At 49.3% G+C, this 14,865-nt stretch carries 11 protein-coding genes and 2 tRNA genes; 3 read left to right on the forward strand and 10 right to left on the reverse strand.

Annotated features, from left to right (window positions below):
* Positions 1–46: 46 nt before the first annotated feature.
* The 3 genes from DWZ40_RS04395 to DWZ40_RS04405 form a co-directional block, all read right to left on the reverse strand.
* Entirely contained in the window at positions 47–1,105 is a 1,059-nt protein-coding gene (locus DWZ40_RS04395; RefSeq protein WP_118541142.1) for a TAXI family TRAP transporter solute-binding subunit, read from the reverse strand.
* Between the two features lie 253 nt (positions 1,106–1,358).
* The gene (locus DWZ40_RS04400) at positions 1,359–3,284 is read right to left on the reverse strand and encodes an FAD-dependent oxidoreductase (RefSeq protein ID WP_118541144.1); all 1,926 of its coding nucleotides are present in this window, start codon (positions 3,282–3,284) and stop codon (positions 1,359–1,361) included.
* 31 nt (positions 3,285–3,315) lie between these two features.
* A complete protein-coding gene (locus tag DWZ40_RS04405; RefSeq protein ID WP_118541146.1) occupies positions 3,316–4,155 on the reverse strand; it encodes a sugar phosphate isomerase/epimerase in 840 nt (279 codons plus the stop codon).
* 193 nt (positions 4,156–4,348) lie between these two features.
* On the opposite strand from DWZ40_RS04405, the gene DWZ40_RS04410 reads away from it, so the two are divergent.
* Positions 4,349–5,230, forward strand: coding sequence for a LysR family transcriptional regulator (locus DWZ40_RS04410; RefSeq protein ID WP_118541148.1), 882 nt, complete (start codon positions 4,349–4,351; stop codon positions 5,228–5,230).
* A 19-nt stretch (positions 5,231–5,249) separates the two neighbouring features.
* On the opposite strand, the gene DWZ40_RS04415 is transcribed toward DWZ40_RS04410, so the two are convergent.
* From DWZ40_RS04415 to DWZ40_RS04440, 6 genes are all read right to left on the reverse strand, one after another.
* The gene (locus DWZ40_RS04415; RefSeq protein ID WP_118541150.1) at positions 5,250–6,128 is read right to left on the reverse strand and encodes a shikimate dehydrogenase; all 879 of its coding nucleotides are present in this window, start codon (positions 6,126–6,128) and stop codon (positions 5,250–5,252) included.
* A 161-nt stretch (positions 6,129–6,289) separates the two neighbouring features.
* Complete coding sequence (locus DWZ40_RS04420) at positions 6,290–8,290, reverse strand: FAD-dependent oxidoreductase (protein WP_118541152.1); 2,001 nt, start codon at positions 8,288–8,290, stop codon at positions 6,290–6,292.
* A gap of 239 nt (positions 8,291–8,529) precedes the next feature.
* The gene (locus DWZ40_RS04425) at positions 8,530–10,443 is read right to left on the reverse strand and encodes an ABC transporter ATP-binding protein (protein WP_118541154.1); all 1,914 of its coding nucleotides are present in this window, start codon (positions 10,441–10,443) and stop codon (positions 8,530–8,532) included.
* Positions 10,444–10,447: 4 nt separating this feature from the next.
* Complete coding sequence (locus DWZ40_RS04430; protein WP_207664486.1) at positions 10,448–12,181, reverse strand: ABC transporter ATP-binding protein; 1,734 nt, start codon at positions 12,179–12,181, stop codon at positions 10,448–10,450.
* 67 nt (positions 12,182–12,248) lie between these two features.
* Positions 12,249–12,686 carry a MarR family winged helix-turn-helix transcriptional regulator gene (locus tag DWZ40_RS04435; protein WP_118541156.1) on the reverse strand — a complete coding sequence of 146 codons (438 nt, stop codon included), beginning with the start codon at positions 12,684–12,686 and terminating at the stop codon, positions 12,249–12,251.
* Between the two features lie 230 nt (positions 12,687–12,916).
* Positions 12,917–13,789, reverse strand: a complete 873-nt coding sequence (locus tag DWZ40_RS04440) for an NAD(P)/FAD-dependent oxidoreductase (RefSeq protein ID WP_118541158.1) — start codon at positions 13,787–13,789, stop codon at positions 12,917–12,919.
* Positions 13,790–14,130: 341 nt separating this feature from the next.
* On the opposite strand from DWZ40_RS04440, the gene DWZ40_RS04450 reads away from it, so the two are divergent.
* Positions 14,131–14,214, forward strand: a tRNA-Leu gene (locus tag DWZ40_RS04450).
* A 5-nt stretch (positions 14,215–14,219) separates the two neighbouring features.
* A tRNA-Leu gene (locus DWZ40_RS04455) sits at positions 14,220–14,303 on the forward strand.
* Positions 14,304–14,395: 92 nt separating this feature from the next.
* Here the strand turns inward: DWZ40_RS04455 and DWZ40_RS04460 are convergent.
* Entirely contained in the window at positions 14,396–14,851 is a 456-nt protein-coding gene (locus DWZ40_RS04460; RefSeq protein ID WP_118541160.1) for a SpoVA/SpoVAEb family sporulation membrane protein, read from the reverse strand.
* Positions 14,852–14,865 lie beyond the last annotated feature (14 nt).

A 14,865-nucleotide genomic window follows, 5' to 3' on the forward strand; every position in this document is an offset into this window, starting at 1 on the left:
ACCTTGCTTAACATGCACCGGTCCGATGATACTTTTCCACTGCTTCCTATTTGGTCGGAACAGTCAGACCTTTTTCTGCGAAGTATTTTGCAGCGCCAGCGTGATACGGAACTGCGGTTACGGATGCTGCAAAGTCAAGGTCCAGCTCATTCTTCTTGTCGTGTCCAAGTGTGTCGATGCTGTCGTAAATGCCTGCTACTACGTTGTAGATATCGTTCTCGTCTACATCGTCCTGCGCGATGATAACTGCGCCGACTGCAACGGTGGTTGCGTCTTTCTCAAGACCGTAAGCATCTTTGGAGATCACGTTCTTGGTGTAGTAAGGAGAAGTCTCCTGAAGTTTTGCGATGTGCTCATCGTCTAACTCTACCAGATATACGTCTCTGGTTGCTGCCAGGGAGGTCACTGCGGTGGTCGGTGCGCCTGCTACGATGAAAGCTGCATCGATCTTGCCATCCTGCATAGCCTCGACGCTGTCGCCGAAGGACTGGTAGGTAGGCTTGATGTCGTCGATGGTTAAATCATAAGCACCCAGGCAATCCAGAGCGTTGAAGTAAACACCGGAACCGGAATCACCAACGGATACGGTCTTGCCTTTTAAGTCTGCCACGGTTTTGATCTCCGGGTCGAGGGTTACGATCTGTACCTGTTCCATGTAAAGCGCTGCCACGGTAGAGAAACCGTCGATCTTTGCGCCCTCAAAGAGGTTCGTACCGTTGTAAGCGTATGCCATAACGTCGGACTGTACGAAACCAAGCTGTGCGTCGCCTGCATCCATGGCCTCGATGTTGCCCTTGGAGCCTTTGCCGACGATCGCGGTTACGGTGGTGTCGGTCAGGTCACTGATCTGGCCTGCGATCACGCTTCCGAATCCGTAGTAAGTACCCTGGTCACCGCCGGTGGTAAAGATCAGCTCTTTGCCGCTTCCAGCCTGACCGATCTTGTCAGCCGGTGCTGCTTTGGTGTCTGCCGCGCTGTCAGCTGCAGTGGTATCTGCTGCTTTTGTATCAGCTGCGGTGGTAGATGCGGAACCGGAACCGCCGCAAGCGGTGAGGGATAATGCTGCCATCATAGATGCCATAACCAATGCCATGTTCTTTTTCATAATCGTATCCTCCTCGGGTTTTGTTTTACAGCCTGCTGTTCACGCCTGGCATGAATCTCAACTGTTTTTCTCAACTTGGTGCCCATTATAGCATAAAGATTTTTTAATATCAAGCAAAATATTGTAACTATTACAGCTTTTTAGTTGTGCTTTTTCGCGCTAAATCGCGAAACAAATTGAGATTTGATATGCCGGACAACAAAAAAAATCCAGAAACATCATTCTGACATTTCCGGATTTTTTGCATTATATTCTATAATTTCATTGCCGCCTCATAGGCTTCTTTCGTAGCATCCAGGGCTCTTCTTGCCTTCCCTGCATCCCCGATCACATATACTTCTTTTCCAAGTGCTTTCAGTCCGTCTGCAAACGGATTGTAATTTTTATAGCCCATTGCCAGCACAACGCTGTCATAGCCTCTTACTTCCTGCATACCGCCATCCGCTGTCTCATACGCAACACCGTCTTTGTAGAAGCGGCTGACCTTTGCTCCCGTGATCTGTCCGATCTGGTACTGTTCGAAGTCTTTCATCAGATAGATCTTATGTTCCTTGATCACATCAGCACCGATCTCATCGCGCAGCTCAATCACATCTACCTCATGCTCCTGCTCGCCTAACAATGCCGCAATCTCACAGCCGACCATGCCGCCTCCGACTACCAGGACCTTTTTGCCCGGTGCACATCTTCCATCCAGTACATCAGAACCGGAAAGAATCTCCGGCTGGTCAATGCCTTCGATCGGAAGAACTAACGGCTTTGCTCCGGTTGCCACGATCACTGCATCCGGATTTTCTTTCTGAATCTGTTCCAGGGTAACTTCCTGATTCATCACGATGCGGACTCCGTCTTTTTCACAGCGGTGGATATAGGCACGCACCATATTGGTGATGTCTCCTTTTCCCGGCGGGAAAGCTGCAAGGCGCATATTGCCGCCCAGGGTTTCGCCTGCCTCATACAGAGTCACGTCATGTCCGCGCTCTGCTGCGACAAATGCCGCACACAGTCCGCTGACACCGCCGCCAACGACCATAACGCGTTTTGATGTCTTTGCCTTTTCCATACCGGCAGACTCATGTCCAAGGAATGGGTTCGTCAGACAGCAAAGCGGCTTTCCCTGGTACATACTCGGAACACAGCCCTGAAGGCAGGCAATACAGGGGATCATGTCTTCCAGCCGCTCTTTTAGTGCCTTGTTCGGCAGTTCCGGATCCGCAAGACTCTGACGGCCAAATGCCACCAGATCCGCACGTCCTTCCCGCACCAGAAGCTCAGCATACTGCGGCTCCGTGAAACGGCCGACGGTAATGACCGGAATGGTCACGGCACGTTTGATCTCCGATACCAGATCTGCAGAAAATCCGCCATGAATTGCAGTCGGTGCCCACATAAATTCATCCCGGATATGTACCGCACGGGAAACATGGAGCGCATCGATGCCGCAGTCTTCCAGATATGCGGCAATCGCTGCACTGTCATGTACATCGTTTCCGCCTAACACCTCATCTGCGCTGTTGATACGGACCAGAATGGCAAGCTGGTCTCCCACTCTTTCCCGGATGTTCTCAATGATCAGACGGGAAAAACGCATCCGGTTTTCAAAACAGCCGCCAAATTCATCGACACGCTTGTTGGTTCTCGGTGAAATAAAGGAATTCACCAGGTATCCATGTGCCATATGCACTTCCACTGCATCCGCTCCTGCTTTTAAGGCGCGCTCTGCCGCTGCACCATATCCTTCGATCAGCTCATAGATTTCCCCGGTAGTCAGGGTTTCCGGAATATCCCTGCCGCAGCAGGCCTGGATGGAAGATGCTGCCTTGATCGGTGCCCCTGCATTTTTTGCATTGCCTTCCGGTCCGGCATTCTGAAGCTGAATGGAAACCTTTGCCCCATATGCATGGCAGGCATCGATCACCTTTCTAAAACTTTCAATTGTCGTGTCATCATACAGGCATGGTTTTCTCGGACCACCCTTTGCGTCCGGATGGACTACCGTTGCCTCAATGGTAATCAGTCCAAATCCGCCCTTTGCCCGCGCTGCATAGTATGCCGCAGACTGTTCACTCATGGTGCCATCCGTGTTTGCAAAATTGTTTCCCATCGGCGGAACCACAAATCTGTTTTTTACTGTCATATTGCCAATCTCGATTGGCTGAAACATTGCTCTGAATTTCATGTCCTTCTCCGTTCTCCCAGGCGGTATTTCCTTAATCTTCCAGTAACTCCGGCCAGGTTTCCTTTAAAACGTTCACCGTGTTTTCGTGCGTATAGACTGCTGCTTCTTTTACTCCCTTTGCCAGGATCGCATCGGAGATAACTTCCACGCCAACCGCACGCGGGGAAACCCCTGCCTCCCGGATCATCCGGATAAATCCCGCGGTGTCTTTCGCTCCGGTTCCCGGTGCAAGACGGTCATGCATGGATTCATCTCTTAAAATGGAATCCGCATAAGGTCTCTCATAGGCATCGTTGATCTGAATGCTCACAACCTTCTTTGCCATTTCCTTTGTCAGGATATCATACGGCTGGTTTGCTCTTACCCAGTGCCAGGTATCCAGAATGATCATCGCATTGTCGCAGCCGGATGCCATGACTACCTTGTATGCCTTGTCCAGATCCGGGATACCACTGTACGGCATTGGCTCCACTCCGATGATGTACGCTCCGGCTCTCTGGCACAGCTCTTTTAACTTCTGCGCAGTGTACTCCACAGAATAGTTTTCCATCAGTCCGCAGTTGATATGCTGCACGTCAAAAAGATCACACATATGGAAACACATCTGCTCTTTATACTTCTGCTCGTAAGAACGGTGTTCCTCCGCCCACTGGACAATGTATTCCACTTCCGTTACTTTCATATCATACTTTTTCAATATTGCAAGGATATCCTCATCCTTTAATCCTTCGTTCAGTGCGTCCACATACGTTTCTGCGCGCAGGCCGATTCCCTCGTAACCTGCCTCTTTGGCTGCTTTTACACGCTCCTCAAAACGGCACTGGTCTCCCAGAGTCCAGGAACTGATCGTGATTGGATGCTGTTTTGACATAATTTTTCCTCCTGTCTTTTGCCATCAGCGGCATACGATTTCCAGTTATAGAATGACAATTTTCTATCAATTGATTGGTTTTATTATACGTGCTTCCGTTTCTAAAAACCAATGCTTAATTTTCACAGAATTAATAGAAAAAATCTATCATTTATGTTATTCTTTTAGCAGGGAAAGGAGTTTGATCTTACGCATGAATTTATATCAGCTTCGTTATTTTGTCACACTGGCCAAGCTGCAGCATTATCTGAAAGCATCGGAACAGCTTTGCATTACCCAGCCAAGTTTAAGCCATGCGATCTCATCGCTGGAAAAAGAACTTGGTGTAAAACTTTTTGAAAAAGACGGACGAAATGTTGTCCTCACGAAATGTGGACGGGAATTTTTAAAGGACACCGAATATACCCTCCAGCTTCTCGACCACAGCATAGAAAATTTAAAATCTTCCGGAGCCGGAAACGGAAGACTCGATATCGGATTGCTTCCCACACTTGGAACAAATTTCGTTCCAGGTCTGGTCCGCAGCTTTTTAAACGAATATCCGGATAAACAGATTGACTTTCATTTTTCGAATGGACTGACTGCCGACTTTCTGGAAGGACTCAAAAACCAGAAATACGACATTGCCTTTTGTTCCCGTATGGACCAGGAACCGCTGATTGAATTCGTTCCTGTCGCAAAACAGGAACTGGTCGTCATCATTCCCAAAGATCATCCCCTGGCAGACCGCGACTCGGTCACCCTGCGCGAAACCCTTGACTATCCGCAGATCATGTTTTCCAAGCGCAGCGGACTGCGCCCCATGATCGACAAGCTGTTTCTTGCCTGCGGCAAAATGCCGGAATGTATTTTTGAAATTGATGAAGACCAGACCATTGCAGGGTTCGTCGCACATGGCTTCGGCATGGCCATTGTCCCGGACATGCCAATTCTAAGTAACATGAACCTGAAAGTCATTCATATTACCGAAGCCAACTGGGAACGCCGCTTTTACATGGCGTACTTAAAAAACCGCTACCGCACCCCGCTCGCAGAACAGTTTTTAGCCTACGTAAAATCCCATACTGCGTTATAAAACCACCAAAGTTTCCGCTTTAATCATCGTAGCGGATGTTCAATACTTCTTTCATGTGCTCGATCGGCATATCTTTTCCAGTCCACAGCTTAAACGCTGCTGCGCCCTGAAACAGCATCATGCCAAGTCCGTTCATGGTTTTGCATCCTGCTTTTTTCGCCATCGCGCGCATCTTGGTCTCCAGCGGAGAATATGGGATATCGACTACGATCAGTTCCGGGCGGAAATAGGACTCGTCCGGAACAACAGACAGACCTTCAAGCGGCTTCATGCCTACGCCGGTTCCATTGACGAACAGATAGGAATCTGCCATTTCTTCGCGGAGTTTGTCCTGGTCTTCTAAATCATAAAGGGTTGCTTTGCACGCGGTTTTCTCATTGATCTTTCTGACGGTTTCCTGTGCATTTTCCCAGAATTTATCATGTGCATTGAAAATAGAGATCTCCTTCACTCCGTCCAAAGCAGCCTGGATCTCCACTGCAGTTGCAGCACCGCCGGCACCTACAATGGTCATCTTTTTGCCGATCACATCGATATCGTTATCCTGCAATGCCTGCATAAAACCGATGCCATCGGTAATATGTCCGGTTAATACACCATTTTCATTGACAATGGTGTTGACTGCCCCGCAAAGCTCTGCTGCCGGAGATAACTTGTCCAGATATTTTCCAACAACAGTCTTGTTCGGCATGGAAACATTTGCGCCAACCATCTTCATCGCACGAAAACCTTTGATCGCATCTTCCAGGGTGCTGTTGTCTACCTCGAATGCAAGATACGCGTAATCCAGACCCAGATAGGCAAATGCCTCATTGTGCATTGCCGGGGAACTGGAATGCCGGATCGGGTATGCAAATAATCCAATTAATTCTGTATGTCCTGTAATTCTCTCTGCCATAATGATAACTCCTCTCCACTTCAAACGATTGCCAGACAATCATAGCAACATTTTAACAAAAGTTCAATATTTCGCCAAAAACTCCCGCCATTTTCCTACATTACATATTACATGCCGCCGGACACTGCACGTGCATGTGCCGGCAGCATGGTCTTCTGATATTACAGATAATCGTGACGTGCCAGTGCACTTAAGATATTGCGTCCTTCTTCCGTTCCCTCAATGATCCTGCGGGCACGCTTGCTGTCGCCAATGTTGATGATGTCCACATTGGTATCTCCAAAAGCCTCTTCCAGATCCGCAAGAACCGGTGTATTGGCTCTCATACCAAGACAGATGAAGCCATAGTCGAACGGAATTTCCTGAATTTCGCCCTGCGGGGTTTTTACGATGAACCGGTCATTCTTCACTTCCTGCAAAACGGTGTTTACCATCTGTTTTACCTGATATTTTTTCAGTTTTGCCTGAATATCACATTTGGAAACCGGATCCAGACCATTGCCGATCATCGGAAGCATTTCTACCATGGAAACCTCTGCGCCCCGCTCTGTGAAAAATTCCATGACGTCAAGACCAACGGCGCCGCCGCCAATGATGGAAACCTTTTTTCCATCCATATCTTCCGGATACTCCTGAATACGGTCGATCATTTTCAGCACGGTAGCAACATTCGTGCCCTCTTTGTCAACCAGATCATGAAGACCGGTGATCGGCGGAAGGGTCGGAACGGAACCGGTTGCATTCACAATGATATCCGGATTCAGGCTCTTTACCAGGTCCACATTTGCACTGGTATTGCGGAAAATAAATAAATTATGCAGTTTTTCTGCGCGGTGGATCAGATACTGCGGGAAGTCTGCAAGGCGCTTTTTGTCCGGGATTTTGGAAATCATGGAGGCAAGACCGCCCAGCTGTGCACTCTTCTCGATCAAAAACGTGGTACATCCAACTTCTGCTGCCGTGCAGGCTGCTTCCAGTCCGGCAGTACCACCACCGATCACAACCACGTTGCAAGGCTTTTTGACCTTATGCTTCATGTAATCTTCTCCGCTGTTGACAGCCGGATTCACGGTACAGCGGATTGGCTGGTTTAATCCGATCCGGTGACCGGCACAGCCGATATTACAGGAGATACAGTTGCGCAGATCACATTCTTTTCCATATTCTACCTTGTTGACCCATTCCGGTTCTGCGATCAGTCCGCGGCCCATACCGATAAAGTCTGCATCACCTTTGGCAAGAATGTCCTCAGCAACCTGCGGATGACGGATATTTCCTACCGTAATACAAGGTTTACCAAACTTTTCTTTCACTGCTCTGGCCATGTAGGAGCGCCAGCCATCCGGCAGATAGTTTGCATCGATCTGGTACTGGATGGAACCGTTTAAGCCGCAGGAAACATCGAACACATCGACTTCTTTCTCCAGATACTGCAAATAGGTAAGGGTATCCTCGAGAGTATTGCCGCCTTCCATAAATTCATCAGCACTGATACGAAGGAAGATTGGGAAAAATGGTCCAACCTGCTTTCTCACTTCTTCAATGACCATGCGTGCAAACCGGGTACGGTTTTCTACGGAACCGCCAAATTCATCGGTACGCTTATTATAGATTGGGGAAAGGAACTGGCTGATCAGATAGGAATGACCGGCATGAATCTCTACGGCATCAAATCCACAGATCTGTGCGCGCTTTGCAGCCTCTCCGTACTTACGGACGATATGTAAAATTTCATCTTTTTCAAGCGGTCTCGGAATCTCCCCGCCTGCTTTGGAAGGAACGTCCGAAGCAGAAACTGGCTGCATGCCAATTCGGGACGACATTGCAGATGCTCCGGCATGGTTGATCTGGATCGCGATGCAGGCACCATGTTTGTGAACATTTTCACATAATTTGTACAGACGCGGGATGTAGTTATCGAGGTCAATGCGCAGCTGGGTGGTTCCGTTTGAGCCCTGCGGGGAATCCACACTTGCATTCTCCACGATCAGAAGACCCGTGCCTCCCTTCGCCCTCTGTTCATAATAATTGATGTGCAGAAAGCTCATTTCTCCGTTCTGTTCTCCAAAGTTGGTGCCCATCGGCATCATGACAATTCTGTTTTTTACAGTCATATGACGGATGGTCATCGGACTGAAAATATGCTGGTAGTTGTTCTTCATAGTATTCTCCGTTTTTCTTTGATACCTATAATTTACGTCAAATGATAAAAAAATACCAATTCGTTTTTTTGAAAAAAATCATAGATATGGTCTATGGATTTCCAGGCACCGGACACGCCGCCGGAATATCTCGCAGAGCACTTTGTTTCGCAGAACCACGCTCTTCCATAAAATAGAAAAGAGAAAAGAGACTGCCAAAACAGCAGTCCCTTCGTAAGTATATTTGTATGTTATTCTGTTTAATCCAGTTCAAACGCGCCGGTATACAGCTGATAGTAAGTCCCCTTCTGGGCGATCAGGTCGTCGTGATCACCACGCTCAATAATGCGTCCGTGGTCAAGAACCATGATGGCCTTACTGTTACGGATCGTGGACAGGCGGTGTGCGATGACAAGCACGGTTCTGCCCTCCATGAGGTTATCCATACCCTGCTGTACCAGTGCCTCGGTACGGGTATCGATGGAACTGGTTGCCTCGTCTAAGATCATGGCAGGCGGATCCGCCACAGCCGCACGGGCAATGGAGATCAGCTGGCGCTGTCCCTGGGACAGGCTTGCTCCGTTTCCGGTCAGCATCGTATTGTAACCGTCCGGCAGACGGGTGATGAAGCTGTCTGCATTCGCCAGCTTCGCAGCTGCGATGCATTCCTCATCGGTAGCATCCAGACGTCCATAACGGATATTCTCCAGAACGGTTCCGGTAAACAGGTTGACCTCCTGCAGTACCACACCTAAGGAGCGGCGCAGGTCTGCCTTGCAGATCTTGTTGATGTTGATGCCGTCGTAACGGATCTTTCCGTCCGGGATATCATAGAACCGGTTGATCAGGTTGGTGATCGTGGTCTTTCCGGCACCGGTCGCACCAACGAATGCAATCTTCTGTCCCGGCTTTGCAAACAGGGAGACATCATGCAGCACCAGTTTCTCCGGAACATAACCGAAGTCCACATGCTCCAGACGGATATCGCCCTTTAACTCGGTGTAGCTTACAGTTCCGTCCGGACGCGGATACTTCCATGCCCAGATATGGGTCGGGTGATCGGCTTCCACCAGTTCCCCGTTCTCATCGTGTTTTGCGTTGACCAGGGTAACAAAGCCCTCGTCCTCCTCCGGCGTTTCATCGATCAGCTCGAAGATACGTCCTGCACCTGCAAGACCCATCGCGATCAGGGCTACCTGGTTGGAGCTCTGTCCCACGGTCTGTGCCAGCTGTCTGGACATGCCGAGGAAGGTGATAATGATGCCGACAGACACCGGGCTGAAACCGCTAAGGGTCAGGTTCGGAGCCTTGCAATATACCATCAGACCGCCTACGATCGCCAGGACCACATACATCAGGTTACCCATATTGCCCAGAATCGGCATCAGCGCGTTGCCGTACTGGTTTGCCGTCTTACTGTCGCTAAACAGCTGCTCATTGTACTTTAAGAAGTCCTGCTTTGCTTCTTCCTCATGACAGAAGACCTGGACAACCTTCTGACCGGACATCATCTCCTCGATGAAGCCCTCTTCCGCTGCCAGGGAACGCTGCTGGTACATCATGTACTTGGAGCTCATGCCGCCGTACTTCTTTGTTACGGTCAGCATCGCTGCCACAAACAGGCATACTACGATGAACATCGGAATGCTGAAGCTGGTCATCATGACGATCATCACTGCGATGGTAAGGATGGACTGGAACAGCATCGGCATACTCTGGCTGACCATCATACGGATGGCATCGGTATCGTTGGTATAGGTACTCATGATGTCGCCGTGTGCATGGGTATCAAAATATTTGACTGGCAAAGTCTGCATCTTGGTGAACATATCCACACGGAAGTTCTTTAAGGTACCCTGGGTGACGGTCGCCATAATGCGGGTGTAGATCAGGGATGCGCATACACCAAGTGCATAGATCAGAGCCATGCTTCCAAAGATGGAAACCATCTGCGGCCACACGCTGTCCATGCCGTTCTCCACACCAGGAAGAATACACTGGTCGATCAGCGCCTGAATGTAAATGGTCTGTCCGACGGAAGCGACCGCCGTAATGATGATGCAGACCATAACCGTGATCAGATGTGCCCGGTAATGGGAAAATAAATATGCCATCAGGCGTTTGAAGGTGCCCGGCTTGATGCCGGAGCCATTTGCGTTTCTCATTTGTCTCATCCTCTTACGCCTCCTTACTCTTAGTCTGGGAATCAAAGATTTCCCGGTAAATGCCGTTGAATGCAACTAATTCGTCGTGGCTGCCCTGCTCAACAATACGTCCGCCGTCCATGACCAGAATGAAATCTGCATCCTGCACGGAAGAAATACGCTGGGCAATGATGATCTTAGTGGTATTCGGCAGTTCCTCGCGGAATGCCTTACGGATCAGGGCATCGGTCTTGGTGTCGACTGCAGAAGTCGAGTCATCCAGAATCAGGATGCGCGGCTTCTTTAACAGGGCTCTTGCGATACACAGACGCTGCTTCTGACCGCCAGATACATTGGTACCGCCGCGCTCAATGTAGGTGTCATAGCCGTTCGGGAACTGGCTGACAAACTCATCGGCCTGGGCGAGCTTACATGCGTGGATGATTTCTTCATCCGTTGCATTCTTATTGCCCCAGCGCATGTTTTCCTTAATGGTGCCGGAGAACAGGACGTTTTTCTGCAGAACCACAGCCACTGCATCACGCAGAGATTCCAGATCGTACTCACGCACATCTTTTCCTGCGACCTTTACGCTTCCCTCGCTGACATCGTAAAGTCTGGAGATCAGCTGGATCAGGGATGTCTTGGAAGAACCGGTTCCTCCGATGATGCCGACCGTCGCACCAGACGGGATATGCAGGTCAATATCAGACAGCGCAAACTTTTTGCTCTTCTCGGAATATTTGAAGGAAACATGGTCGAAATGCACGCTTCCGTCTGCGACCTCGGTTGCCCCGTTTTCCGGGGAAGTCAGGCTGCTCTCATGGTTTAACACTTCTGCGATACGCTCTGCACACTCGGAAGCCATGGTTGTCATGATAAATACCATGGAAAGCATCATCACGGATGCCAGGATCTGAACGCCGTAGCTGATCAGGGAAGAAAGCTGTCCGGTCGTCAGCTCGGTCGATCCGGAATTGACGATCATCTGCGCTCCGATGTAGTACACCAGGAACATGGACAGGTACATGCAAAACATCATGGTCGGGTTATTGAATGCCAGGATCTTCTCAACAAAGGTGAAGTCCTTGCGCACCTCTTCTGCCGCCTGGTTGAACTTCTCGGTCTCGTAGGATTCACGGACAAAGGATTTTACCACACGGATACCGGCTACGTTCTCCTGCACGGAGTTATTTAAGGCATCGTACTTTTTGAAAATGCGCTTGAAGATCGGATGCACATGGGTGGCAATTCCAAACAGTACGCCTGCCAGAATAGGCAGGATACATAAGAAGATCAGAGCCATCTTCACATTGATGGTCATCGCCATGATCACGGAAAAAATAATCATGAGCGGGGTACGCACAGCCAGACGGATTAACAGCTGGTAAGCGTTCTGTACGTTTGTAACATCCGTTGTCATACGGGTTACCAGGGACGATGCGGAAAATTTATCGATGTCCGCAAACGCAAAATCCTGGATTTTAAAATACATATCCTGTCTTAAGTTTTTCGCAAAACCACAGGACGCCTCTGCCGCGTTTCTCGCAGCCAGCACACCACAGCCTAAAGACATGGTTGCCATGACCAAAAGGACCAGGCCATACTGTAAGATTGGTGTCATGGTGTCGGCAGACAGATGATCGATCAGCTTTGACATCACCAGCGGGATCATACACTCCAGTACAACCTCGCCTGCTACAAAAAGCGGTGATAAAAGAGACTGTTTCTTGTACTGCCGTACACTCTTCAGTAAAGTTTTAACCACTGCAATTCCTCCTTGTTTCCCTTGTAAATGATTCTGTTGCCGTTCACGCATACGTGAACAACAAGCATTACTCTGCCAGATTTTTCAGCATTTTGTCTGTCACAGAAAAAAAGACCTGCATCTCTTCCTCTGAGATACCGGCTATCAGCTTTTGATTGAGCTTATCAAGACCTTTCAGCACGCAGTCCTTATACTGCAGCGCTTTCTCGGTCACCACGATCTTTTTTCTTCTTGCATCGTACGAAACCGGCTCCTTGCGGATCAGCCCCCGCTGCTCCAGCTCCTTTAAGAGCGCAGTAGCCGTGGGTGGTCTGAGTCCGAATTCCGCCTCGATGTCTTTCTGGAAGACATCACTTTTCGTATGCTCTGCCAAAAGAAAATGAAGTGTGCGTCCCTGCGCTCCACTGAACATCCCGGAGCCGAAGGCCGCACACATCTCTCTGCTGATTCCGTTTGACAAACGTTTGATGCTGCGCATGGCAATTCTTTCTTCCTGCTGTTTCATTGCACCTCATCATGTTGTGTGACTTTGCAGCCGCCTTTTCGCCTTGCTTTTTTTGAAGCAGACCTTGATGTTACCTCTGTCGGCCGCATGTTTTATTTAGTTTCCTAAGTATGTTAGGACATTATCGCTAATTTGTCAATCGGAAATTTGTGAACTTTTTATGAAATCATACCAGGGGCAAAAAGTCTGGAATCCGATGCAGGCTTACTTGCAAGAGGATTGTGGACCTTTTACTGCTTTTCGTTTCTACGTTTCTGGTCCAGATAAGAAACCGCAGACAGTGCCGCAATATTTCCCTGCCCGGCCGATTTGATATACTGGTAAGGCCGTCCTGCAATGTCACCGCAGGCAAAGCATCCAGGCACATTCGTCTCCATCTGCAGGTTGACCGCCACATGGTTTCCATCCATTTGAAGTCCCGGTACCAGGTTCTTCGGAGACACACTCTCCCTTAAAATAAAAATGCAGTCTGCCGGATAACTTCCGGCACTGGCCACCAGTGTATCTGCCTTCATGCCGCCGGTAATCTCCTTCGGCACTCCGTTTACTACCGTAATCTTTTCCGAAACCTCCACCGGCTCCTTGTACATTGGGAAATAATACACCTTTTCGGCAATATCAGCCAGAAAATCGGCTTCCGCCTCCTCGGATTTCTGATATCCAATCACGGCCACCGTTGCGCCACGGTAAAGCGGCGCGTCGCAGGTCGCGCAGTAGCTGACGCCGCGGCCTAAGAATTCTTCTTCGCCAGGAAGCGGCTTGCCAAAATTGACACCGGTTGCCAGAATCACAGTATCCGCCTCGCAGATGTCCTGTCCCACCTGCAGGGAAAAATAATCGCCCATTGAATAGATCAGATTCACCCGGTCCTCCACGATCGGGATCTGCATCCGCTCAATGTGTTCCTCAAATGCCTTGCCAAGCTCTGCCCCGCTGATTTCCGGGAACCCAAGATAGTTCTGGATTTCCTGCGCTTTCTGTACTTTACTGCTCAGATCCCGGCTTCCTACTAATAAAATTTTCTTTTTGCGGATGGCCGCCGTAACTGCCGCGGAAAGTCCCGCCGGGCCGGTGCCGATGATGGCGATATCGTAACGTTCCATGTATAATCGTACCTCCTTGCTTTCTCTGTTCTTTTGAATAGTTCTATTATACACAGAATTGTTTTCTTCTACAATCCTGCAAACAGGGCCGGAAGTTCCGAAATATCGAATTTCAAAAATCCCGGCACAAACGGCAGCGAAAAATTTAGCAGCATCAGCACCGTGTCATGCCTTTCGGCTTGCGGACTTTACCGCCGGTGGGGACTTACCTGCTATGATTCACCCCGCCTCGAAGATCCTTATGCAATTTTTTTGATAGTTTTATTTTTTCAAAAATTTTTCAAAAATTCAAAAAAGTACTTGCGCATTTTTCAATTTTATAGTATAGTATGTTCTTGTCGGCGGGAGTGCTGGAATTGGCAGACAGGCTAGACTAAGGATCTAGTGGCAGTTATGTCGTGTGGGTTCAAGTCCCATCTCCCGCAGGTATGCAGAAGTGGCGGAATTGGCAGACGCGCACGGTTCAGGTCCGTGTGGTAGCAATACCTTGTGGGTTCGACTCCCATCTTCTGCATTGCAGAATCAGCGGACGCGCCACTGGTGCCTCCTCGATATGCTGAGCCAAATGAGCCATCGTACAGATCGTACGGTGGCTCTTCTTTTTTCTTACATAATCCCCAAAACTTTTCCAATCAAAAACAATATCCCCAAAAGCCAGCTCGTCAACACCCCAAACAGGATCACCGGCCCTGCAATGGTAAAAATTTTACATCCAATTCCGAATACGTGTCCCTCGGCCTTGTACTCAATAGCCGGGGCCACCACCGAGTTCGCAAAGCCGGTGATCGGCACCAGGGCTCCTGCACCGCCCCACTTCACGATCTTCGGGTAGATGCCAAATCCGGTCAGCAGCACACTCGCCAAGATCAGTTCGATCAGCATCCAGGTCTGTGCCGCTTCCTTTTCCATTCCCAGATACTTCATCATAAGCATCACAGATGCCTGGCCGACCGTGCAGATGATGCCGCCTGTCACAAAGGCATGCAGCATGTCGCTCCCAAGTTCATTGACCGGCGTGATCTTTTTAATATATTCATCGTAAGCTTTTTTGTTTAATTCCATTTGGTATTTTCTCC

The sequence above is a fragment of the Clostridium sp. AF32-12BH genome (assembly GCF_003477935.1).
Classification (GTDB): domain Bacteria; phylum Bacillota; class Clostridia; order Lachnospirales; family Lachnospiraceae; genus Brotaphodocola.

Excerpts from the sequence above, each read along its gene's own strand:
- DWZ40_RS04410 (WP_118541148.1), top strand. The coding sequence starts at position 4,349 with ATGAATTTATATCAGCTTCGTTATTTTGTCACACTGGCCAAGCTGCAG.
- DWZ40_RS04425 (WP_118541154.1), bottom strand. The coding sequence starts at position 10,443 with ATGAGACAAATGAGAAACGCAAATGGCTCCGGCATCAAGCCGGGCACC.
- DWZ40_RS04395 (WP_118541142.1), bottom strand. The coding sequence starts at position 1,105 with ATGAAAAAGAACATGGCATTGGTTATGGCATCTATGATGGCAGCATTA.
- DWZ40_RS04415 (WP_118541150.1), bottom strand. The coding sequence starts at position 6,128 with ATGGCAGAGAGAATTACAGGACATACAGAATTAATTGGATTATTTGCA.
- DWZ40_RS04440 (WP_118541158.1), bottom strand. The coding sequence starts at position 13,789 with ATGGAACGTTACGATATCGCCATCATCGGCACCGGCCCGGCGGGACTT.
- DWZ40_RS04435 (WP_118541156.1), bottom strand. The coding sequence starts at position 12,686 with ATGAAACAGCAGGAAGAAAGAATTGCCATGCGCAGCATCAAACGTTTG.
- DWZ40_RS04405 (WP_118541146.1), bottom strand. The coding sequence starts at position 4,155 with ATGTCAAAACAGCATCCAATCACGATCAGTTCCTGGACTCTGGGAGAC.
- DWZ40_RS04460 (WP_118541160.1), bottom strand. The coding sequence starts at position 14,851 with ATGGAATTAAACAAAAAAGCTTACGATGAATATATTAAAAAGATCACG.
- DWZ40_RS04420 (WP_118541152.1), bottom strand. The coding sequence starts at position 8,290 with ATGAAGAACAACTACCAGCATATTTTCAGTCCGATGACCATCCGTCAT.
- DWZ40_RS04400 (WP_118541144.1), bottom strand. The coding sequence starts at position 3,284 with ATGAAATTCAGAGCAATGTTTCAGCCAATCGAGATTGGCAATATGACA.